Source organism: Streptacidiphilus neutrinimicus (assembly GCF_000787815.1).
Lineage (GTDB): Bacteria > Actinomycetota > Actinomycetes > Streptomycetales > Streptomycetaceae > Streptacidiphilus > Streptacidiphilus neutrinimicus.
The window spans coordinates 188,432-208,924 of record NZ_BBPO01000001.1 but is presented as its reverse complement, the minus strand read 5'-3'; the positions used below and the strand labels follow the sequence as shown (position 1 = coordinate 208,924).

The window sequence follows — 20,493 nt, the reverse complement described above, 5'->3', positions numbered from 1 at the left end:
CGTTCCGACGCCCCGGAGCGAGCACCGAGATCCCGGCGATCCCCCCGCTTCGGTGCCACGGTGACGTCGAGTCACGCCCATGCCCCCGTCTGGCCGGCCGACGCTCCCCCCGGACCGTCGGCCGAGCCGATAACGGAATATTCCACGCACACGCCAACGGATCACCAACAGTCCACGCCCCCGGATGCGAAACCGCAGTTGGGCGCGGGTCGGCCGCAGTCGAACCGGACTGTTAGCATCCTTCGCGCCTCCCGTTGCGCGCACCAGGTCGCCGGGCGAGGTGAGGGGTGGGAGATGCGATTCGGGCTGCTCGGGCCGCTCATGGTCGAGAGTACGGCGGGCACGGTGCCGCTGACCTCGCCCAAGGGACGGCTGCTGCTCGGCGCGCTGCTGCTGCGCGCCAACGAGACAGTGCCGACGCACGGCCTGCTCGACGCGCTGTGGGGCGACGCCGTGCCGCCGACCGCGCGCGCCTCGCTGCAGAACCATGTCGCCCGGCTGCGCGGCCTGTTCGGCCCGGCCGAGCAGGAGCGCATCCGCACCACCCCCTCCGGCTACCTGATCCGGGTCGAGCCCGGCGAGTTGGACCTCGAGGAGTTCCAACGCCGGGCCGAGCGCGCGCGCCTTGCCCGGCTGGGCCGCGACTGGGAGGCCGTCAGCAGCGAGGCGTCACTCGCCCTGCGGCTCTGGCGTGGACGGCTGTTGGAGGACCTGCCGGCGCTCGCCGAGGCGGACGCCGCCGACACCTTCCAGCATGCGCTGGAGAACTCCCGGCTCCAGCTGCGCTCCTGGCGAGCCGCCGCCGAGCTGCACTCGGGACGCCACCACGACCTCATCCCCGAACTGACCAGCTGGGCCGCGGAGCACCCGCTGGCGGAGGAGCTGCAGCGCGACCTGATGACCGCGCTGCTGCGCGACGGGCGCCGGGCGGAGGCACTCGACGTCTACGGCCGCCTGCGGCTGCGCCTGAGCGAGGAGTTGGGCGTCGATCCGGGCGCGGCGGTGCAGGAGGTCTACCTCCAGGCCCTCGCCGAGGAGGCGCCGCCGGTTCCGGCCCCGCCGGAAGCCGCCCCCGCGAGGGCCGCCGGCGGCGCGCCGACCGCTCCGCCCGCGCGATGCCAACTCCCAGCCGAGGCACGCGCGTTCACCGGTCGGGAAGCCGAGGTCGAGCGCCTGCTCGACTGTGCGCGACAGGCCGTGGACGGGGACGAGACCGGCTGGGCCGTGGTCGCCGCCGTCGACGGCATGGCCGGGGTCGGCAAGTCGGCCCTCGCCGTCCACGTCGCACAGCGGGTCCGCGGGGACTTCCCCGACGGGCAGCTCTTCCTCGACCTGCGCGGTTGGACGCCCAACGCCGCCCCGATGAGCACCGCCGAGGCGCTCGACGCGCTGCTGCGCTCGCTCGACGTACCGCCGCAGACGATTCCCAAGGATCCGGCCGAACGCGCGGTCCAGCTCCGCGACCGCCTCGCCGGGACCCGGACGCTGATCGTCCTCGACAACGCGCTCAGCAGCGCCCAGATCCGGCCGCTGCTCCCGGCTTCCTCCCGCTGTCTCGTCCTGGTGACCAGCCGCAAGCGGCTGACCGGGCTCGACGACTCGCACGCCGTGTCGCTGGGCGTGCTCAGCGAGGCCGAGTCGCTGACCCTGCTGCGTCGCGTCGCGGGCGCGGAACGCGTCCCCGCGGAACAGCCGGAGGCGCGGGAACTGGCCGAGCTCTGCGGTTTCGTGCCGCTGGCCCTGCGCATCGCGGCCGCGCAGCTGCGCCGGCGCCGATCGCTGCGCCTGACGGACCTGGTGGAGCGCCTGCGCGACGAGCACCACCGGCTCCCCCGGCTCGACCAACTGGGCGGCTCCGACGCGGACGGCCCGCGCCCGGACCGCCCCGCCCCCTCGGACGGCCCCGCCTCCGCGGAGGGGCCGGAAGGACTGGAGGGGCGGGACGCACGCGACGCGGGCGACGCCCCGGTGTCCGTGGACGCCTCGGAGGCGCCGGAGGACCGGGGTCTCAGCGCGGTGTTCGCGACCTCGTTCACCGCGCTGCCCGCAGCCGAGCAGCGCCTGCTCACCCTGCTCGCCCTGATCCCCGGCGCGGACGTCGACGCCACCGCCGCCGCGGCCCTGATCGACGAGGACGCCTTCGCCACCGAGCAGTCGCTGGACTCGCTGCTCGACCAGAACCTGCTGATCCAGCACGTCCCCGGCCGCTACGGCTTCCACGACCTGATCCGGCTGTACTGCCGCGAACCGCGGCAGTGGGAGGCGGACGAGCACCAGACGGCGCTCGACCGGCTCCTGGCCCACTACATGCGCAACGCCGAACGCGCCGCCGCGCTGCTGCGGCGCTCACCCCGGGCCGCGACGGCGACCACACGCCCAAGCGACAGGAACGCACCGGACTGGGACGAGGAGTCGGCCCTGTCCTGGATGCGCGCCGAGCGCGAGAACCTGCTCGCCTCGGCGCGGTCCGCTGTCGCCGACGGGCAGTCCGAGCAGTTCGAGCACCGCCTTCGCGGCGGCATCGCCCTGGCCCTGGCCCTGGCGCCGCTGCTGCACCAGGAGGGCCCGCTGCCCGACGCGGCCAAGCTCCTTCGGCGGTGCGCGGAAGCCGCGGAGGCCTCGGGCGACCGGCTCGGCCAGGCCGAGTGCCTCACCGAGCTGGGCCGCATCCACATGCAGCGCGGCGACTTCGCCGACGCGCAGCGCGCCCACGAGGAGTCGCTCGCCCTCTACCGCGCCCTGCCCTCGCGCCTGGGCGAGGCCAACGCGATCTACGAGAGCGGCTCCGTCCACATCTACCGCGGGGACTACGCGGCGGCCACGCCACTGCTGGAGCGATGCCTGGAGCTCTACGGCGAGATCGGCAGCGACCTGGGCCAGGCCAACACGCTCTTCCAACTCGGCCGCGCCTACCGCCTCACCGGCGACCTCACGCGCGGCGGCGAGCGCGGCGAGCGCGCGCTGCGCCTCTACGCCGCCCTGGGCAAGCGCTGGGGCGAGGGCCATGTCCTGTGCGACCTGGCGCGGGTGCGCCAACTGAGCGGCGAGATGCGGGCGGCGGTCGAGCTGGGCGAGCAGGCACTCGCCGCGTTCCGCGGGATCGACAACCAGCTCGGCGAGGCCATCGCCTGCCAGACGCTCGGACGCGTCCACCGGGACCTCGGCGAACTCGACGCGGCGACCGACCTCTTCGAGCGTGCGCTGCGCCTGTTCCGGGCCATGGCCGTGGAGTCGGCGGTGGCGCGCTCCCAGTGGGACCTCGGCCGGGTCCGCTTCGCCGCCGGCGACTTCGACTGCGCGGCGGCCCTCCAGGAACAGTCCCTGGCCATCTTCGAGACCACCGGCAACCGCAACGGCCAGGCGAACGCCCGCCACGACCTCGGCCGGGCCCGGCACGCGCAGGGCCGCCCGACGGAGGCGGCGGAGCTGCTGGCCCAGGCGCGGGCCCTCTTCCGGGACCTCGGCGACCCCCACGGCGAGGCCGAAGTCCTCAACAGCACCGGCGCGCTGCGCTCGGACGTCTCCGGCCCGGAGGCCGCGATCGCCTGCTACGAGGAGGCACGGGCCCTGGCCCGCCGCGTCCCCAGCCCCCTGGAGGAGGCCCGTGCCCTGGAGGGCCTGGGCCGCGGCCACGCCGCCCTCGGCGAGACCGCCCGGGCGGCTACGGAGCTCGGTGAGGCCACCGCCCTCTACACCCGCATCGGGGCGACGAGCGCGGCGCTGACGGCGGAGCGGCTCCTCGGAACGCTGCCGCCCCGGTCGTAGCCGCACCCAGAGGCACGCGGGCATGCTGCTCGCACCCGCACCCGCACCCGCGGACGCGCGGTGCCGCCGCCCCGCTGCGCCGCCGCCACGGCGGAAGGTCAGCCCCGCGGGAGGCCAGTCCCACCCGAGGTGGGCCGCGCACGAGGTGGGCCGCGCACGAGGTGGGCCGCGCACAGGGTGGGCCGCCGCACGAGGTGGGCCGCGCACAGGGTGGGGCGCCGCACGAGGTGGGCCGCGCACGAGGTGGGCCGCGCACAGGGTGGGCCGCGCACGAGGTGGGCCGCGCACAGGGTGGGCCGCGCACGAGGTGGGCCGCGCACGAGGTGGGCGCTCCTGCGCCCAAGCCCGGCCCGAGAGACCTGGCACCGCCGGGCAACGGAGGCGCGCCCGGCTACTGCCCCGCGACGTTGCCGCCCGGACCGTCTCTCGGGCTCCCGCCCGGAGGAGCCGGCCGTGGCTCGGCGACGAGAGGGGCGTGGCCGCAGACGGGCTGGCCCGGGCTGCCGGAGGCCTGGGGGCGTCAGCTCAGGGTCGCGACCAGCTTGCCGTTCTGGACGGCGACCGGGATGGAGGGCAGGGCGGTCTGGGCCGGGCCCTGGGCGACCGAGCCGTCGGTGGTCTTGAACTGGCTGCCGTGGCAGGGGCAGGTGATCAGGCCGTTGTCGACCCCGTCGACGACGCACCCCGCGTGCGTGCAGATCGCGCTGAACGCCTTGAACGTGCCCGCGCTCGGCTGGGTGACGACGACCTGCTCCGAGCGGTAGACCTTGCCGCCGCCGACCGGCACGTCACTCGTCGGCCCGAGGGTTACCGGGCCCTTCTGGGTCGACCCCGACGAGGAACCGCCGCAGGCGGAGAGCACGGCGACGCCCGCGCCCGCGATCCCGACGGCCGCCGCGCCGCGCAGCAGCTGGCGACGGCAGCAACCCGCCGCCTCGGTGCCGGTCAGGGGGTTTGCAGTCTCACTGGTCACGGCGGCAGGGTCTCCTCAGGCTGGGGCGGCCCCGCCCTCGCGGGGAACCGTCCACCACCCTATGCGGCGGGGCTGTGGAGAAGCTCAGGGCCCCGCCGAGCGCCCGCTGCGGGCCTACGCCTTCGACGCCGCCGTGGCCTTCTTCCGGGCGGCCGGCTTCTTCCGCGGCTTGGGGACGGAGTCGAAGACCCGCTCCTCGCCGAGGATGTCGCGCAGGAACTTGCCGGTGTGGCTCTCGCCCACGGCCGCGACCGCCTCCGGCGTGCCCTCGGCCACGACCATGCCGCCGCCGGAGCCGCCCTCGGGGCCCATGTCGATGACCCAGTCCGCGGTCTTGATGACGTCGAGGTTGTGCTCGATGACGATGACCGTGTTGCCCTTGTCGACCAGGCCCGTCAGCATCTTGATCAGCTTGCTGATGTCCTCGAAGTGCAGACCCGTGGTCGGCTCGTCCAGGACGTAGATCGTCCGGCCGTTGCTGCGCTTCTGCAGCTCCGAGGCGAGCTTGACGCGCTGGGCCTCGCCGCCGGACAGCGTCGTCGCGGACTGGCCGAGGCGCACGTAGCCGAGACCGACCTCGGACAGCGTCTTCAGGTAACGCGCGATCGCCGGGACCGCCTCGAAGAAGCTGAGCGCCTCCTCGATCGGCATGTCCAGGACCTCGGCGATGGACTTGCCCTTGTAGTGGACGTCCAGCGTCTCCCGGTTGTAGCGGGCGCCGTGGCAGACCTCGCAGGGGACGTAGACGTCCGGCAGGAAGTTCATCTCGATCTTGATCGTGCCGTCGCCCGCGCAGTTCTCGCAGCGACCGCCCTTGACATTGAAGGAGAAGCGGCCGGGCAGGTAACCCCGGATCTTCGCCTCCGTCGTCTCCGCGAAGAGCTTGCGGACGTGGTCGAAGACGCCGGTGTAGGTGGCCGGGTTGGACCGCGGGGTACGGCCGATCGGCGACTGGTCGACGTGGACGACCTTGTCGACCAGATCCGTGCCCGTGACCCGGGTGTGGCGGCCCGGCACGCTGCGCGCGCCGTTCAGCTCGCGCGCCAGGTGCGTGTAGAGGATGTCGTTGACCAGCGTCGACTTGCCCGAGCCGGAGACCCCGGTGACGGCCGTGAACAGGCCCAGCGGGAAGGAGACGTCGACGTCGCGAAGGTTGTGCTCGCGGGCGCCGTGGACGGTGATCTGCCGCTTGGCGTCCAGCGGACGGCGCACCTCCGGCAGCGGGATCGCCCTGCGACCGGAGAGGTAGGCGCCGGTCAGCGACTCCTTGTTCTTCAGCAGGCCCTCGCGGGAGCCGGAGTGGACGACCTTGCCGCCGTGCTCGCCCGCGCCGGGGCCGATGTCGACCACCCAGTCCGCGGTGCGGATGGTGTCCTCGTCGTGCTCGACGACGATCAGGGTGTTGCCGAGATCCCGCAGCCGGACCAGGGTCTCGATCAGGCGGTGGTTGTCGCGCTGGTGCAGCCCGATGGAGGGCTCGTCCAGCACGTAGAGAACGCCGACCAGGCCGGAGCCGATCTGCGTGGCCAGGCGGATGCGCTGCGCCTCACCGCCGGAGAGCGTGCCGGCCGCGCGGTCGAGCGAGAGGTAGTCCAGGCCGACGTCGACCAGGAACTTCAGCCGCTCGTTGACCTCCTTCAGCACCCGCTCGGCGATCGTCTTCTCGCGGTCGGACAGCTCCATGCTGCCGAGGAACTCGGCGCAGTCGGCGATGGACATGCGGGAGACGTCGGCGATCGACCTTCCGGCCATGCGGACGGCCAGGACGACGGGCTTCAGGCGCGCGCCGTGACAGGCCGGGCAGGCCGTCTCGCGCATGTAGCCCTCGAAGCGCTCGCGCGCGCTGTCGCTCTCCGCGTCGGCGTGGCGGCGCTGCACGAACGGCACCGCGCCCTCGAAGCCCGTGGTGTACGAGCGCTCGCGGCCGTAGCGGTTGGTGAAGGTGACCTCGATCTGCGTCTTGTGCCCGTACAGCAGCGCCTTCTTGGCGCGCGCCGGCAGGCCCGCCCACGGGATGTCGGTGCGGAAGCCGAGCTCCTTGCCCAGCGCCTTGATCAGGCGCAGGTGGTAGTCCTTGATGTGCCCGTGCGACCAGGGGTGGATCGCGCCCTCGTCGAGGCTCTTCTCCGGGTCGGGGACGATCAGCTCCGGGTCGACCTCCATCCGGGTGCCGATGCCGGTGCACTCCGGGCAGGCGCCGAAGGGCGAGTTGAAGGAGAAGGAGCGCGGCTCCAGCTCCTCGAAGGACAGGTCGTCGTAGACGCAGTAGAGGTGCTCGGAGTACATGCGCTCGCGCTCCGGATCGTCCTCGGCGAGGTCGACGAAGTCGAGCACCACCGTGCCCCCGGAGAGGACGAGCGCGGTCTCCACGGAGTCGGTCAGGCGGCGCTGGGCGCTCTTCTTGACCGTGAGGCGGTCGACGACCACCTCGATGGTGTGCTTCTCCTGCTTCTTGAGCGTCGGCGGCTCGCTCAGCTGGACCGTCGTGCCGTCCACCCGGGCGCGGGAGAAGCCCTTGGTCTGCAGGTCGGCGAAGAGGTCGACGAACTCGCCCTTGCGCCCCTTGACCAGCGGGCTGAGCAGCTGGAACCGGGTGCCCTCGGGCAGCTCCAGCACCTTGTCGACGATCTGCTGCGGCGACTGCCGCGAGATCGGACGGTCGCACTCCGGGCAGTGCGGATGCCCGATGCGGGCGAAGAGGAGCCGGAGGTAGTCGTAGACCTCCGTGATCGTGCCGACCGTCGAGCGCGGGTTGCGCGAGGTCGACTTCTGGTCGATCGAGACGGCCGGGGAGAGGCCCTCGATGAAGTCCACGTCGGGCTTGTCCATCTGCCCGAGGAACTGCCGGGCATAGGAGGACAGCGACTCGACGTACCGGCGCTGGCCCTCGGCGAAGATCGTGTCGAAGGCGAGGGAGGACTTGCCGGAGCCCGAGAGGCCGGTGAAAACGATCAGCGAGTCACGCGGCAGGTCGAGCGAGACGTTCTTGAGGTTGTGCTCGCGAGCACCGCGAACGATGAGGCGGTCTGCCACGCTACTGCGCCCTTCAAAAGCGGATGTACGGGGGAACCATCGTTAGTCAAGAGTAATGGGATCACGTGTTCGATTTTTCAGGCAATCGACCGTGTTCGCCCGAACGGATGAAACGCTAGCGCGTGGAAGGCTCCGCTCGTAGGAACGACGGACAAGTGCTCCGAGTCACGACAGAACAGCTAGGGGGACATCCTTTGAGCATCGCACCCGCCTCTGACATTCCCGTCCTGGCCGCCGCGACGGCCCGCCTGCTGGCCACCGTGGACGGCCTGCGCGAGGAGCAGCTGACCGAGCCCTCGCTGCTCCCGGGCTGGACGCGCGGCCACGTGCTGGCCCACATCGCCCGCAACGCGGACGGGCTGCTCAACCTGCTCACCGGGGCGCGCACGGGCGTGCCCACCCCGATGTACGCGAGCCCCGAGGCCCGCGAGCACGACATCGAGGCGGGCTCGAAGGGCTCGCTCGCCGAGCACGCCGCGGACCTGCGCGCAAGCGCGGCCCGCTTCGACGCGGCAATCGCCGCGATGCCGGAGTCGGCGTGGGCGGTCGAGGTGCCGCACCGCCTCGGCGCCTTCCCCGCGAGCGGTGTGCCGGCCCGGCGCCTCCAGGAGGTCGAGTACCACCACGTCGACCTCGGCCTGCCGGACGCGTACGCGCCGAAGGACTGGCCGGAGGCCTTCGTGCGGGAGCAGCTGGCACGCGTCAGCGCGCAGTTCGCCGGGCGCCCGGAGCTGCCGCATCTGACCCTGGTCGACTCCGTGACCGGCGCGGCGCACGCGTCCGGCGCGGAACGCCCCTCCGCCGCGCGCGAGCTCACCGTCCGCGGCACCGCCCCGGCCCTGCTCGCCTGGCTGACCGGCCGCTCCGACGGGCACGACCTCGACGTGGAGCCGAAGACGGCCCTGCCGGCGCTCCCGCCGCTAGGCTGATCCCATGACGTACCACGGAGCGGTGAAGGTCGGCGGGACGCCCGACGTCCGGGAGTTGGCCCATCTGGTGATCACCAAGATCGCCGTCGGTCCCATGAACAACAACGCCTACCTGCTGCGCTGCCGCGCCACCGACGAGCAGCTGCTGATCGACGCCGCCGCGGACGCGCCGGTGCTGCAGGAGTCGATCGGCGACAGCCTGGCCACCGTGGTCACCACGCACCGGCACCAGGACCACTGGAACGCCCTCGCCGACGTCGTCCGCGCCACCGGCGCGCGGACGGCGGCCGGCCGCATCGACGCCGACGGCATCCCCGTCCCCACCGACCTGCTCCTGGACGACGGCGACACGCTGCGGGTCGGCGAGGTCGCCCTCACCGTCCGCCACCTGGTCGGCCACACCCCGGGCGCGATCGTCCTGCTCTACGACGACCCGCAGGGCCACCCCCACCTGTTCACCGGCGACTGCCTCTTCCCGGGCGGCGTCGGCAACACCTGGGGCGACCCGGCCGCCTTCCGCAGCCTCTTCCACGACGTCAGCACCAAGCTCTTCGAGCCGCTCCCGGACGAGACCTGGGTGTACCCGGGCCACGGCGACGACACCACGCTCGGCACCGAGCGCCCGCACCTGGCGGAGTGGGAGGCCCGGGGCTGGTGAGCGACGCCGCGAGCGCCCTCGCCAAGCTCGGCGCGCACCCCGGCCTCTGTCTGGGCTGCCGCCACCGGCTCCTCAACGAGACCCGCCGCGGCACCGCCTACCTGCGCTGCGGCCTGGCCGCGAGCCACGAGACCATGCCCCGCTACCCGCGCCTTCCGGTGCGCGCATGTCACGGCTTCGCAGCGGCGGAAGATCAGGCTCCGCAGAGTCTCGACAAATGATCATCCACCGTGCAGGATGACTCCCGCCTGCCCGTCCGCGCCATTCCCCCGTTGCCGCGGACGGGCAGCGCTGTCTTCGCTCAGAGGCGTGAGAGGGTTCGGCGATGGGACTGTTCGGCAACCGCCGACGCGAGCGGGGGAGAGCCGAACTCCAGGCCGCCTACGACGAGTTCTGCCAGGCGCTGTGGGCCGAGCGGCTTCGGCTCACGGAGCCCCGGATGCGGGCCGCCCGGGACCGGGCCCGGGCCGAGCTCGGCGACGGCGACCTGCTCACCCTGGAGCTCTGGCAGTTGCACGCCCGCGCTCTGGGCAGCCTCGGCCGGGGCGAGGAGGCCGACCGCGAGTTCCTCGCGGTGGCCGGGGCCGCCGGTCCCGACCCGGCGGCCCAACGCATCCGGATGCTCGCCCTGACCAACCGCGCGGCCCAACTCTGCTTCCTGGAAAGGTTCGCCGAAGCCGACGCACAGGCTCAGGAGGTCTTCGAGGCAGCCGGGACCGTTCCGGCGCCGGACGACGTCCGCACCCGGCTGTCGGGGCTCAACACGCGGGCCATGGCCCTCACCGGCCTGGGCCGGGCGACCGAGGCCGAGGCCCTCGCCCGCCAAGGTCTCGCCGAGGCGGGCGCCTGCGGCCGCGCCGCCGGCAGCTTCCAACGCACGCTCGGCGTCAACCTGGCCTCCGCGCTCAACGCCCAGGGCCGCCATGCGGAGGCGCTGGACGCCCTCGTCGAGGCCGAGGAGGTCCGCGACACTGTCGCCAACCTGGGCGGTGCCAGTGCGATCGCGAAGGCGCGAGCCACCGCGCTGCTGGCCCTCGGCCGGAACGAGGAGGCGCAGGACACGGCCCGCGCGGGCCTGACCGCCGCGCTCAGTGCCTACGGGGAGGACCACCCCCGCGTCCGCGAACTCCGCGCGCTCCTCGAGTCCGCCGTTCCGTCCGCCGCGTCCTGAGGAGGGCCCCGGCCATGGGCCGGTTTCAGAGCTGGAGGGGGCGTCAGCGGCCGGCGTCGGAGCTGGCCGCCAAGGTGCTCGGGACGAAGCCCCGCCGAGGCCTTGGACCTGCTCGCCGCGACGCCCCGTCCCCCCGCGCGCGTCGGTGGACGACGCGACGGCCACGGCCGTCGTCCGGGCCCGCACGCTGCTCGCCCTCGGCCGTCGCGACGAGGCGCTCAGGCCCTGCTCGCCGTTCTGACGACGGCGGAGCAGTCCTTCGGCGCGGAGCATGCGCGCGTCCGCGAACTCCGCGGTCTGCTGAGTCGGGCTCAGCTGAGCGGCTCCGAGGCGTGACGCGGGCCTGAGACGCCCGCACCTTCCGCGGCCTGCGCTGTCCGGCCGGACTGGCACAATGGCGCGCCGGGGATCAAGGAGGGGTGGGCATGGGGCGTTGGCAGGAACGGCAGGCGCGGCAACGGCTGAGGGCCGACCTGGCGATGAAGCTGGCGGGGACGCAGCCGTACGTCGACGCCGGGCGCCAGGGCGAGTTGGTGCCCCCGCTGCGGGCCTGGCTGGAGCAGGCCGTCGCCGGGCTGGGCGCGGAGCACGAGGTCACGCTGGAGCTGCGCTACCGGCTCGCCGCCGCGCTGCGCGCGACGGCAGCCATCGCGGAGTCCGGCGAGCACGCGGCGGCAGTGGTGGCCGCCCGCGAACGGCTCGGCACGAACGAAACGCTGCTGCAGGCATGGGCGCTGTACGCCGAGGCGCTGGACAACCAGGGCCGCCACCACGAGGCCGCGGAGGCCTGGGGCGGGCTCGGAGAGCTGGCCAGGAACTGCATCGAGCGCGGTGACCTGGTCCGGATCTGCGGCGCACAGCGGGCCGCCGCGCTGTGCCACGCCGAGCGCTTCGCCGAGGCGGAGGCGGAGGGCCATCGGCTGCTCGAGTCCGCGGCCACCAGGACCGACCCGGGCGGTGTCTCCATCCGCCTCTCGGGGCTGATCCTGCTCTCCGTCGCTCTCACGGGCCAGGGCCGCGCGATGGAGGCGGAGTCGGCGGCCCGGCAGGGCCTGGTGATCGCCATGTCGGAGAGCGGCTTCGCCGCCACGACGAACGCGCACGTGCTCCACGTGAACCTCGCCGACGCCCTGAACGCGCAGGGACGCCACCAGGAGGCCCTCGACCTGCTCGCGGTCATGCCCCGTCCCCCGCGCGTCACCACGGAGACCGCCGCGGCCACCGCGATCACGCAGTCCCGCGCGCTGCTCGCGCAGGGCCGGCGCGACGAGGCCCTGCAGGTGCTGCGCGCCGTGCTGACGCCCGCCGAGCAGACCTTCGGCGCACAGCACGTCCGCCTCCGCGAACTCCACGCCCTGCTCGCGCTGGCCGGAGCGGCCGAAGGCCAGCTGTACGGCTGAACCCGGCCGGGCCTGACCGGACCCGACGATCCCGGGCGGCCCTGCCTAGACCGGCAGCCGGACCTCGAAGGCCGTGCGGCCCGGCTCGGACTCGACCGAGACCGTGCCGCCGTGGGCCGTGGTCACCGCGTGGACGATGGCGAGGCCCAGGCCGGTCGAGCCGGTGGCCCGGGAGCGGGCGCGGTCGCCGCGGACGAAGCGCTCGAAGACGTGGGCGGTGAGGTGGCCCGGGATGCCGGGGCCGGTGTCGGTGACGGTCAGGCGGACGCCCTCCGGGACGGGCTGGAGGGAGAGCACCACCCGCGTGCCCGGCGGGGTGTGGACGCGGGCGTTGGCGAGGAGGTTGGTGACGACCTGGCGCAGCCGGTTCGCATCGCCACGCACCAGCAGGGGCTCCTCGGGGAGCTCCAGTTGCCACGTGTGGTCGGGGCCGACGGCGCGGGCGTCGCTGACGGAGTCGAGGGCGACCCGGGTGAGGTCGACCTCGGCGGCGGCGAGCGGGCGGCCTGCGTCCAGACGGGCGAGCAGCAGCAGGTCCTCCACGATCGCGCCCATCCGCTGCGACTCCGCCTCGATCCGGCGCAGCGAGTGCCGCACGGACTCGGGCGTCGGCTCGGGACTGCGCAGCGCCAGCTCCGCGTGGCCGCGGATCGCGGCGACGGGGGTGCGCAGCTCGTGGCTGGCGTCGGCGGCGAACTCGCGCAGGCGTTCCTCGACCGCCTGACGCTGCGCGAGGGCGTCCTCGACGTGACCGAGCATCAGGTTGAGGGCGACGCCGACCCGGCCGACCTCGGTCTGCGGGTTCTCGTCGGGGACCCGCTCCCGCAGCGTCACCTCGCCGCTCGCCAGTGGCAGCGCGCTGACCTGCTCGGCGGTGCGGGTGACCCGCTCCAGGGGGCGCAGCGCCAACCGGACCCAGAACGTGCCGGCCGCCGCGGTGAGGGCGAACAGCCCGGCGAAGACCAGCAGTTCGACCAGGAGCAGGCGGCGGACCGTGCTCTCGACCTGGTTCAGCGGCAGGCCGCTGACGAGCGTGTCGCCGTCCTGGCCGCGCTGCGCGAGGACGCGGTACCTCCCCAGCGGCCCGAGGTCGCGGGTGGTGGGAGCGCCGCTGACCGGGATGGTCGCCAGAGCGGCCTTGATCCTGGCATCGAAGACGGGATGGTCGCGCACGCTGCCGCCGACCGCGTCGTCCGCGTCCCCGTCGACGACCCCGTCGGCTTCGACCCGCCCGTTCCGCAGGGCGGCGCCGAGGGTGCCGACGGCCTGGGCCCGGGTGTCGCCGTGCGGGTCCGTCTCCAGGCTCATGGCGTAGCGGCCGCCGGTCTCGACAAGCTGCTGGTCGAGCTTGTCGACCAGGAAGCGGTGCAGTTCGGAGATCGTGACCAGGCCGATCGCGGTGCCGGCCAGCACGAGCAGGGCGAGCAGGCCCGCGACGAGCCGCCCGCGCAGCGTGCGCGGCAGGCGCACCAAGCGCAGGCGCGCGGGCCTCGGGCCTGCCTGGACGCTCACGCGACGCTCACGAGTGGGGGGCCTTGATCAGGTAGCCCGCGCCGCGGACGGTGTGGATCAGCGGCTCGCGTCCGTGGTCGATCTTCTTGCGCAGGTAGCTGATGTAGAGCTCGACGACGTGGGCCTGGCCGCCGAAGTCGTAGGACCAGACAGCATCCAGGATCTGCGCCTTGCTCAGCACCCGGCGCGGGTGCCGCAGCAGGTAGCGCAGCAGCGCGTACTCGGTCGGGCTCAGCTCGATCAGCTCGCCGCCGCGGACCACCTCGTGGGCGCGCTCGTCCAGGACCAGGTCGGCCAGGGTGAGCACGTCCTCCGTCTCCGTCTCCGCGGACGGCCCCGAGCCGCCCCCGACGCGGGCCTCCGGCGTCGCTGCGGCGGGCTGGGCCCGCCGCAGCAGGCCGCGCAGCCGAACGACGACCTCGGCCAGGCTGAACGGCTTGGTCACGTAGTCGTCGCCGCCGGCGGCGATCCCGCCGATCCGGTCCTCGACCGCGTCGCGTGCGGTCAGGAAGAGCACGCGCACCTCGGGCTGCTCGGCGTGCACGCGGCGCAGCACCTCGAGCCCGTCGAAGTCGGGCAGCATGACGTCCAGGACGATCGCGTCCGGGCGCCAGTGGCCCGCGATGGCCACGGCCTCCTCCCCGCTGCCGGCCGTGCGCGTCTCCCAGCCCTCGTACTTCAGGGCTCCGCACAGCACCTCGACGAGGTCGGGCTCGTCGTCGACGACGAGGATGCGTCGCGCCGGGGTCGACATGAGAGTCTCCTGGGACATGGGGGCCATTGTGGTGCAGTCGGACGAGGTGCCATGAGAATGCAATGAGATCACCGCGACCGGACCGCCTGCCAGATTCCGCGCGAACAAGCCTCTGACCTGCACAGATATCACATTGTGGACCCCCTGGCCATGTCTTACTCATAGGGAATTCTGAGTCTGCGCTGTCAGGGTTGCCGCAGTAGCGAACCAGGACAGTCAGGGACAGAGGGAGCCGCACCATGAGCGCTGTCACGCAGCAGCGCGCCGCACGGACCGGCGCGCACCGCGGCGCCCCCTCCGGGTCACAGCTGCCGGTGGACACCGTCCCCCGGCTGGTGCTGGCCGCGATCGGCCTCGGGGCCCTCGCGGTGGTCGCGATCTGGTGGAAGAACACCCTCGGCGTCGTCGGCCTCGACCAGTGGCTCACCAACGCGGGCCGGATCACCGGCCTGCTCGCCGGGTACGCCGCGCCGGTCCTGCTGCTGCTGATGGCCCGCATCCCGGTGCTGGAGCGCGAGGTCGGCGCGGACCGGCTGGCCCGCTGGCACGCCATGGGCGGCCGGTACCTGGTCGGCCTGGTGGCCACGCACGTGATCACGATCATCTGGGGCTACTCGCTGACCGCCCACAAGAACGTGATCGGCGAGGGGGTCACCATGGTGCTGACCTACCCGGACATGCTCAAGGCCACCTTCGGAACCCTGCTGCTCCTCGCCACCGGCTTCTTCTCCGCCCGCGCCGCGCGCAGGCGGCTCGGCTACGAGACCTGGTACTACCTGCACCTGGCCACCTACCTGGCGGTCACCCTCGGCTTCGCCCACCAGCTCAGCAACGGCGCCGACCTGGGCGAGGGCCCGGAGCGGCTGCTCTGGTACGGGCTCTACGTGGGCACGGCCGGGCTGGTCGCCTGGTACCGGCTGCTCCTCCCGTGGCGGCTCGACCGGCGGCACCAGCTGCGCGTCGCCGAGGTCCGCCCGGAGGGCCCCGGCACCGTCTCGCTCTTCCTGACCGGGCGCCACCTGGACGAGCTGGGCGCCGAGGCCGGCCAGTTCTTCCGGCTGCAGTTCCAGGCCAAGGGCCTGCGCCTCGCCGCCAACCCCTACTCCCTCTCGGCCCCGCCGACCCGCGACTACCTGCGCTTCACGGTCAAGGACCTGGGCGGCCACAGCGCCGCCGTGGCCCGGCTCCAGCCCGGCACCAAGGTCCGCGCCGAGGGCCCGTACGGGGCGTTCACCGCGCGGCGACGTCGCTCACGGCAGGTGCTGCTGCTCGCGGCCGGCGTCGGCATCACCCCGCTGCGCGCGCTCTTCGAGACCCTCCCGGCCGCACCCGGCGAGCTGACCCTGCTCTACCGGGCGAGCGCCGAGGAGGAACTGCTCTTCCGGCGGGAGCTGACCGCGATCGCCGAGGCACGCGGCGCACGGCTGCAGTTCCTCGTCGGACGCCGCAGCGAGGTCGGCGACCCGATCCAGCCGACCGTCCTGCGCAACCTGGTCCCCGGCCTGCCCGGACACGACGTGTACGTCTGCGGGCCGGAGGCCTTCATGGAGCAGGCCGTCACGGCGCTGCGCCAGGCGCGGGTCCCGCGCCACCACATCCACCACGAGTCCTTCAGCTTCTGACGCGCTCAAGTTCTGACCCGCTCAAGCTTCTGTTCCGCCCCAGCGCCCCCCGGGAGTCCCCATGCGCCGCGCCATCGTCACCACCACCGCCACGGCGGCCGGCGTGGTCCTGCTGCTGTCCCTCAAGCCGCACGGCGGACAGACCGCGTCAGCCCAGGCCCCCGTGATCAGCTCGGGGAGCGACACCGGCAGCACGACCGGAACCGGCGGCACCAGCGGTACCGGCGGCACCGACAACTCCGGCAGCGGCTCGTCCGCCACCACCGCGCCGTCCGCCTCGCCCTCCGCCAAGGGCGGCGGGAGCTCCTCGGGCAAGGCGAGCCACGCCAGCTACACCGGCCAGGCCGTCGACACCCGCTACGGTCCGGTGCAGGTCCGCATCGACGTGAGCGCGGGCAAGATCAGCAAGATCGACGTACTCCAGTACCCCGACGGGCTGCAGCGCGACCAGGACATCAACAGCTACGCGCTGCCCGTCCTCAACCAGGAGGCGCTCTCCGCGCAGAGCGCGCAGATCGACTCCGTCTCCGGTGCCACCTACACCAGCGACGGGTACACGCAGTCGCTGCAGAGCGCACTCGACCAGGCGGGCCTCAAGTGACCACCCGCCATGCCGAGCACGTGATGGGCACCGTCTTCTCCTTCGTGGTCCGCGACCCGAGCCCGGCCGTGGACGAGGCGCTGCGCGCGGCCGTCGACCGGCTGCACGCGATCGACGCGCGCTTCTCGCCTTACCGCGCCGACAGCGAGGTGAGCCGGATCGCCCGCGGCGAGTCGGAGCTGGCGGACGCGAGCCCGGAGCTGGCCGAGGTCATGGAGCGCTGCGCGGAGATCGGGACGCTCACCGACGGCTGGTTCAGCGCCTACCCCGAGGGCCGGCTGGACCCGAGCGGCTGGGTCAAGGGCTGGGCCGTCGAGCAAGCCTGTGCACTGCTGTGCGAGGCCGGCTCGACGGAGCACTGCGTCAACGGCGGCGGCGACGTGCAGTCGGTCGGCGGCCCCTGGCGGATCGGCGTGGCCGATCCGTTCCGGCCGGGCGGGCTGGCGGCGGTGCTGGCCGGCCGGGACCTGGTCGTGGCCACCTCCGGCACCGCGGAGCGCGGCGCGCACATCGTGGACCCGCGCACGGGCGAGGCGCCGACGGGTCTGCTCTCGCTGACGCTGGTCAGCTCCGGCCCGGGCCTCCTGGCCCGCACCGACGCGTGTGCGACGGCGGCCTTCGCGATGGGCGCGGAGCAGGGCCTCGCCTGGGCCGGTCGGCAGCCCGGGCTCGAAGCCCTGGCGATCCTCCCCGACCCGGCCCTGCCCAAGCGGGCGACCAACGGATTCCTGCGCTACGCGCTCTGAGCCCTCCCGGCGTTCCTGGCGTTCCCCGCGGCAACGACGACGCCCCGCCCCGGGAGAACCGGGGCGGGGCGTCGTGGTGAACCGGACCGTCGGACGACGGCTCAGGCGTTGATGATCGTGATGTTCTCCGCCTGCGGGCCCTTCTGGCCCTGGGTGACGTCGAACTCGACCTTCTGGCCCTCGAGGAGCTCGCGGAAGCCCTGGGCGTTGATGTTCGAGTAGTGAGCGAAGACGTCGGCGCCGCCGCCGTCCTGCTCGATGAAGCCGAAGCCCTTCTCGGCGTTGAACCACTTGACGGTACCGGTCGCCATGATGTGTCTTTCTCCGTTCTGCGGTGATGCAAGCCACGACGGTACACGCTCGACGATCACGTCACCACGAAGCTCGCGGTACGCCACGCCGAAGAGTGATAGCAGCCCATCCTGTAGGCTTGCGGCAGTTGCAGTCGTGGTTCCCTAAGCTTCACCGCCCGTGGTCCCGATCACGGGCGTTCGTGCTTTCTAAGGTCTCTCCGACCAGGGTGATCATTCCGGCGACTCGGCCTGCGCGATCCTGCGCGCCGACCAACTCTGGAGAATGGGGAAACCTATGGCCACCGGTACCGTGAAGTGGTTCAACGCCGAAAAGGGCTACGGCTTCATCGAGCAGGACGGCGGCGGCGCCGACGTCTTCGCTCACTACTCGAACATCAGCTCCCAGGGCTACCGCGAGCTCTTCGAGGGCCAGAAGGTCGAGTTCGACGTCACGCAGGGCCCGAAGGGCCCGCAGGCCGAGAACATCGTCCCGCAGGGCTGATCTCAGCAGCACGCGCGAAAGAGCCCCGCTCCGGCCTGCCCGGTGCGGGGCTCTTTCGTTCTCGCTCAGTGAGGGGGCGTGCCCTTGTGCTTGGCCTCGTTCGGGAACTTCAGGCCGCCCATCAAGAAGACCAGCAGTCCCACGCAGAAGGCCATGACGACGATCGAGAATGCGATCATCTCGAGGATCTTCACGTTTGGCCCCTTTCGTCCCAACGGTCTCTTCGGACCTTAGGCCACCCGCGAGGGCGCGGCCAGTCCGCTTCAGGCCGCCTACCCAGGCGGCCGTCCGCTCACGCAGTCCGTCGCCGCAGCGTCACCGCCCCGAGGGCCAGCGCCAGCAGCGTGCAGCCCACCACGACGACCAGATCCAGGGCCACCGCGCCGCCGAAGCCCGCCTCGGAGGTCAACCGGTTCATCGCGTCCACGGCGTAGCTCAGCGGCAGCACGTCCGAGAGCGCGTGCAGCCAGCCCGCCATGGTGTCGCGCGGCGTGAACAGCCCGCACAGCAGCAGTTGCGGCAACAGGAAGGCCGGCATGAACTGGACGGCCTGGAACTCGGTGGCGGCGAAGGCGGAGACGAAGAGCCCGAGCGCCATCCCCAGCAGCCCGTCCGCCACGGCGACGGCGAGCAGCGCCCAACTCGGCCCCGCGATGCCGAGCCCCAGCAGCCCCACCGTCAGCCCGAAGGCCAACAGCCCCTGGAGCAGCGCGACCAGGCCGAAGGCGAGCGCGTAGCCCAGCAGCAGATCCAGCCTGCCCAGCGGCATCGTCAGCAGCCGCTCCAGCGTCCCCGTGGTGCGCTCGCGCAGCGTGGCGACGGCCGTCACCAGGAACATCACGATCATCGGGAAGATCCCGAGCAGCGGCGCCCCGAGGCTGTCGAAGACCTCCTGGCGGCCGTCGAAGGCGTACTTGAGCAGCACGATCAGCAGGCACGGGACCAGCAGCAGCATGGCCACGGTCCGCGGGTCGTTGCGCAGTTGGAGCAGCACCCGGCGGGCGGTGGCGAGGGTCCGGCGGATGTTCATCGCACGCCCTCCGAGCGGGTGGCCGCCGTCTCGGCGACGAGCGACAGGAACGCGCCCTCGATGTCCGCGGCTCCCGTCGCGGCGAGCAGCGCCTGCGGGGTGTCGTGGGCGAGCAGCCGCCCCTCGCGCATCAGCAGCAGCGCGGTGCAGCGCGCGGCCTCGTCCATGACGTGGCTGGAGACCAGCAGCGTCGCGCCGCCCCCGGCGAGCCGGTGGAACAGCTGCCACAGCTCCTGCCGCAGCACCGGGTCGAGCCCGACGGTCGGCTCGTCGAGCACCAGCAGCTCCGGTGTGCCGAGCAACGCAGCCGCGAGCGAGACCCGCGCCCGTTGGCCTCCGGAGAGCCGTCCGACCAGGTCCTTCGCGTGGCCGCCGAGCCCGACCTCGTCCAGGACGCGGTCCGGATCGGTGCGCGGGGCGCCCAGCACCTCGGCGAAGTAGCGCAGGTTCGCGAGCACGGAGAGGTCGGCGTAGACGGAGGGCGCCTGGGTCACGTACCCGACCCGGGCGCGCAGGGCGGGCGCTCCGGCGGGCAGCCCGAGCACGCGCACCTCTCCGCTCTCGATCCGCTGCACCCCCACGATGCTGCGCAGCAGCGTCGTCTTCCCGCACCCGCTCGGCCCGAGCAGCCCGGTGACCGAGCCCCGCGCGACGGTCAGATCGATCCCCTGCAGCACGGGTCTGCCGCCCCGCACGACGCGCAGTGCGCGCACGTCGACGGCGGGAGCTGAATTCATCATGTGTTGAGTTTTACGCGCGGCGAAGGCGCCCGTCAACCCACCGGCCCGGTCAGATACCGCTGGATGGTCGGCGCCACCAGCGGGAGCAGCTCCTCCTCCGCGGCGGAGGCGATCGGCTCCGCGCGGATCACATAGCGGGCCACGGCCAGCCCGATGATCTGGGAGAGCACCAACTCGACCCGGAGCTCAGCCTGTTCGAGATCCAGCTCGGCCGCCAGACGGGTCACCAGCTCGCGCACCATGAAGTCCCGCAGCAGCGCGGCGATCTGCTCGCTGCCGACGGCGGTCCGCAGTACAGCCAGCAGCCGGTCCAGGACCTCCGGCCGGCCCCAGATCATGAGCAGGAACCGCACCAGCCGCTCGCCCATCTGGTCCGGATCGCCGGAGGTGATCAGCTGGACGACGGCGGCGGGGTCGATCGGGAAGTCGAGCGCGGCGAGGAACAACTGCTCCTTGCTGCCGAAGTAGTGGTGCAGCAGGGCCGCGTCCACCCCGGCCACCCGCGCGATGCCGCGCATGCTCGCCTTGTCGTAGCCGCGCGCGCCGAACTCCACGCGAGCCGCCTCCAGCACCGCTCCGCGCGTGTCCGCCCCGCCCGGCCGACGGCCGGTCCGGCGGGCTGCGGCGGGTCTTGGGGCCTCTTCCTTCTCGCTCATGCCCCCATCCTCGCGGAAGGCGCCGGGTGATCCTTCATGCACGGGCCATGACTCTGCAACAGCACGGGTCCACGATGTCCTGAAACACGTTCTCGTGGGAAGGACGAA

Annotated in this window: 18 protein-coding genes; 10 read left to right on the top strand and 8 right to left on the bottom strand. The window is 73.0% G+C overall.

Features of this window, described 5'->3' with window-relative positions:
* The first annotated feature begins 294 nt into the window (after nucleotides 1-294).
* Nucleotides 295-3,765 (top strand): AfsR/SARP family transcriptional regulator, encoded by a 3,471-nt coding sequence (locus TR48_RS38505; protein ID WP_052442307.1) that lies wholly within the window; start codon nucleotides 295-297, stop codon nucleotides 3,763-3,765.
* A 520-nt stretch (nucleotides 3,766-4,285) separates the two neighbouring features.
* On the opposite strand, the gene TR48_RS00885 is transcribed toward TR48_RS38505, so the two are convergent.
* Both TR48_RS00885 and uvrA read right to left on the bottom strand, forming a co-directional pair.
* Nucleotides 4,286-4,738, bottom strand: a complete 453-nt coding sequence (locus TR48_RS00885) for a Rieske (2Fe-2S) protein (RefSeq protein WP_152627731.1) — start codon at nucleotides 4,736-4,738, stop codon at nucleotides 4,286-4,288.
* Nucleotides 4,739-4,852: 114 nt separating this feature from the next.
* On the bottom strand, nucleotides 4,853-7,771 hold the full coding sequence (gene uvrA / locus TR48_RS00880; RefSeq protein WP_042363800.1) for an excinuclease ABC subunit UvrA: 2,919 nt from the start codon (nucleotides 7,769-7,771) through the stop codon (nucleotides 4,853-4,855).
* A gap of 194 nt (nucleotides 7,772-7,965) precedes the next feature.
* Between uvrA and TR48_RS00875 the strand changes: the two genes are divergently transcribed.
* The 5 genes from TR48_RS00875 (at nucleotide 7,966) to TR48_RS00855 (ending at nucleotide 11,929) form a co-directional block, all read left to right on the top strand.
* Nucleotides 7,966-8,700, top strand: a complete 735-nt coding sequence (locus TR48_RS00875) for a maleylpyruvate isomerase family mycothiol-dependent enzyme (RefSeq protein ID WP_042363799.1) — start codon at nucleotides 7,966-7,968, stop codon at nucleotides 8,698-8,700.
* A 4-nt stretch (nucleotides 8,701-8,704) separates the two neighbouring features.
* On the top strand, nucleotides 8,705-9,358 hold the full coding sequence (locus TR48_RS00870; RefSeq protein WP_042363798.1) for an MBL fold metallo-hydrolase: 654 nt from the start codon (nucleotides 8,705-8,707) through the stop codon (nucleotides 9,356-9,358).
* Nucleotides 9,355-9,579: a hypothetical protein gene (locus TR48_RS00865; protein ID WP_152627730.1), complete on the top strand. Its 225-nt coding sequence runs from the start codon at nucleotides 9,355-9,357 to the stop codon at nucleotides 9,577-9,579. The genes TR48_RS00870 and TR48_RS00865 overlap by 4 nt, the downstream gene beginning before the upstream one ends.
* Before the next feature lie 104 nt (nucleotides 9,580-9,683).
* Nucleotides 9,684-10,529: a tetratricopeptide repeat-containing protein gene (locus tag TR48_RS00860; RefSeq protein WP_042363796.1), complete on the top strand. Its 846-nt coding sequence runs from the start codon at nucleotides 9,684-9,686 to the stop codon at nucleotides 10,527-10,529.
* Nucleotides 10,530-10,954: 425 nt separating this feature from the next.
* On the top strand, nucleotides 10,955-11,929 hold the full coding sequence (locus tag TR48_RS00855; RefSeq protein WP_042363795.1) for a tetratricopeptide repeat protein: 975 nt from the start codon (nucleotides 10,955-10,957) through the stop codon (nucleotides 11,927-11,929).
* 45 nt (nucleotides 11,930-11,974) lie between these two features.
* Here TR48_RS00855 and TR48_RS00850 read toward each other — a convergent pair whose 3' ends face one another.
* The gene (locus tag TR48_RS00850; RefSeq protein ID WP_236651945.1) at nucleotides 11,975-13,441 is read right to left on the bottom strand and encodes a sensor histidine kinase; all 1,467 of its coding nucleotides are present in this window, start codon (nucleotides 13,439-13,441) and stop codon (nucleotides 11,975-11,977) included.
* 7 nt (nucleotides 13,442-13,448) lie between these two features.
* Complete coding sequence (locus TR48_RS00845) at nucleotides 13,449-14,222, bottom strand: response regulator transcription factor (protein ID WP_042363793.1); 774 nt, start codon at nucleotides 14,220-14,222, stop codon at nucleotides 13,449-13,451.
* Nucleotides 14,223-14,434: 212 nt separating this feature from the next.
* On the opposite strand from TR48_RS00845, the gene TR48_RS00840 reads away from it, so the two are divergent.
* The 3 genes from TR48_RS00840 to TR48_RS00830 all read left to right on the top strand — a co-directional run bounded on the left by TR48_RS00840 (nucleotide 14,435) and on the right by TR48_RS00830 (nucleotide 17,164).
* Nucleotides 14,435-15,817, top strand: coding sequence for a ferredoxin reductase family protein (locus tag TR48_RS00840; protein WP_052442306.1), 1,383 nt, complete (start codon nucleotides 14,435-14,437; stop codon nucleotides 15,815-15,817).
* Between the two features lie 61 nt (nucleotides 15,818-15,878).
* On the top strand, nucleotides 15,879-16,418 hold the full coding sequence (locus tag TR48_RS00835; RefSeq protein WP_042363792.1) for an FMN-binding protein: 540 nt from the start codon (nucleotides 15,879-15,881) through the stop codon (nucleotides 16,416-16,418).
* 23 nt (nucleotides 16,419-16,441) lie between these two features.
* Nucleotides 16,442-17,164 (top strand): FAD:protein FMN transferase, encoded by a 723-nt coding sequence (locus tag TR48_RS00830; RefSeq protein WP_042363919.1) that lies wholly within the window; start codon nucleotides 16,442-16,444, stop codon nucleotides 17,162-17,164.
* Between the two features lie 101 nt (nucleotides 17,165-17,265).
* Here TR48_RS00830 and TR48_RS00825 read toward each other — a convergent pair whose 3' ends face one another.
* Complete coding sequence (locus TR48_RS00825) at nucleotides 17,266-17,475, bottom strand: cold-shock protein (RefSeq protein WP_042363791.1); 210 nt, start codon at nucleotides 17,473-17,475, stop codon at nucleotides 17,266-17,268.
* A 277-nt stretch (nucleotides 17,476-17,752) separates the two neighbouring features.
* Here TR48_RS00825 and TR48_RS00820 point away from each other — a divergent pair, with 277 nt between their 5' ends.
* Entirely contained in the window at nucleotides 17,753-17,959 is a 207-nt protein-coding gene (locus TR48_RS00820) for a cold-shock protein (RefSeq protein ID WP_042363790.1), read from the top strand.
* Nucleotides 17,960-18,251: 292 nt separating this feature from the next.
* Here TR48_RS00820 and TR48_RS00815 read toward each other — a convergent pair whose 3' ends face one another.
* The 3 genes from TR48_RS00815 to TR48_RS00805 are packed head-to-tail and all read right to left on the bottom strand — an operon-like array spanning nucleotide 18,252 to nucleotide 20,385.
* On the bottom strand, nucleotides 18,252-18,989 hold the full coding sequence (locus TR48_RS00815; protein ID WP_042363789.1) for an ABC transporter permease: 738 nt from the start codon (nucleotides 18,987-18,989) through the stop codon (nucleotides 18,252-18,254).
* Nucleotides 18,986-19,729 carry an ABC transporter ATP-binding protein gene (locus TR48_RS00810; protein ID WP_042363788.1) on the bottom strand — a complete coding sequence of 248 codons (744 nt, stop codon included), beginning with the start codon at nucleotides 19,727-19,729 and terminating at the stop codon, nucleotides 18,986-18,988. The genes TR48_RS00815 and TR48_RS00810 overlap by 4 nt, the downstream gene beginning before the upstream one ends.
* 32 nt (nucleotides 19,730-19,761) lie before the next feature.
* Nucleotides 19,762-20,385 (bottom strand): TetR/AcrR family transcriptional regulator, encoded by a 624-nt coding sequence (locus TR48_RS00805; RefSeq protein ID WP_042363787.1) that lies wholly within the window; start codon nucleotides 20,383-20,385, stop codon nucleotides 19,762-19,764.
* Between the last annotated feature and the right edge of the window lie 108 nt (nucleotides 20,386-20,493).

Bases quoted from the DNA above. Each gene is read 5' to 3' on its own strand.
- TR48_RS38505 (WP_052442307.1), top strand. From the start codon at position 295: ATGCGATTCGGGCTGCTCGGGCCGCTCATGGTCGAGAGTACGGCGGGC.
- TR48_RS00870 (WP_042363798.1), top strand. From the start codon at position 8,705: ATGACGTACCACGGAGCGGTGAAGGTCGGCGGGACGCCCGACGTCCGG.
- TR48_RS00860 (WP_042363796.1), top strand. From the start codon at position 9,684: ATGGGACTGTTCGGCAACCGCCGACGCGAGCGGGGGAGAGCCGAACTC.
- TR48_RS00855 (WP_042363795.1), top strand. From the start codon at position 10,955: ATGGGGCGTTGGCAGGAACGGCAGGCGCGGCAACGGCTGAGGGCCGAC.
- TR48_RS00845 (WP_042363793.1), bottom strand. From the start codon at position 14,222: ATGGCCCCCATGTCCCAGGAGACTCTCATGTCGACCCCGGCGCGACGC.
- TR48_RS00840 (WP_052442306.1), top strand. From the start codon at position 14,435: ATGAGCGCTGTCACGCAGCAGCGCGCCGCACGGACCGGCGCGCACCGC.
- TR48_RS00835 (WP_042363792.1), top strand. From the start codon at position 15,879: ATGCGCCGCGCCATCGTCACCACCACCGCCACGGCGGCCGGCGTGGTC.
- TR48_RS00830 (WP_042363919.1), top strand. From the start codon at position 16,442: ATGGGCACCGTCTTCTCCTTCGTGGTCCGCGACCCGAGCCCGGCCGTG.
- TR48_RS00825 (WP_042363791.1), bottom strand. From the start codon at position 17,475: ATGGCGACCGGTACCGTCAAGTGGTTCAACGCCGAGAAGGGCTTCGGC.
- TR48_RS00820 (WP_042363790.1), top strand. From the start codon at position 17,753: ATGGCCACCGGTACCGTGAAGTGGTTCAACGCCGAAAAGGGCTACGGC.
- TR48_RS00815 (WP_042363789.1), bottom strand. From the start codon at position 18,989: ATGAACATCCGCCGGACCCTCGCCACCGCCCGCCGGGTGCTGCTCCAA.
- TR48_RS00810 (WP_042363788.1), bottom strand. From the start codon at position 19,729: ATGATGAATTCAGCTCCCGCCGTCGACGTGCGCGCACTGCGCGTCGTG.
- TR48_RS00805 (WP_042363787.1), bottom strand. From the start codon at position 20,385: ATGAGCGAGAAGGAAGAGGCCCCAAGACCCGCCGCAGCCCGCCGGACC.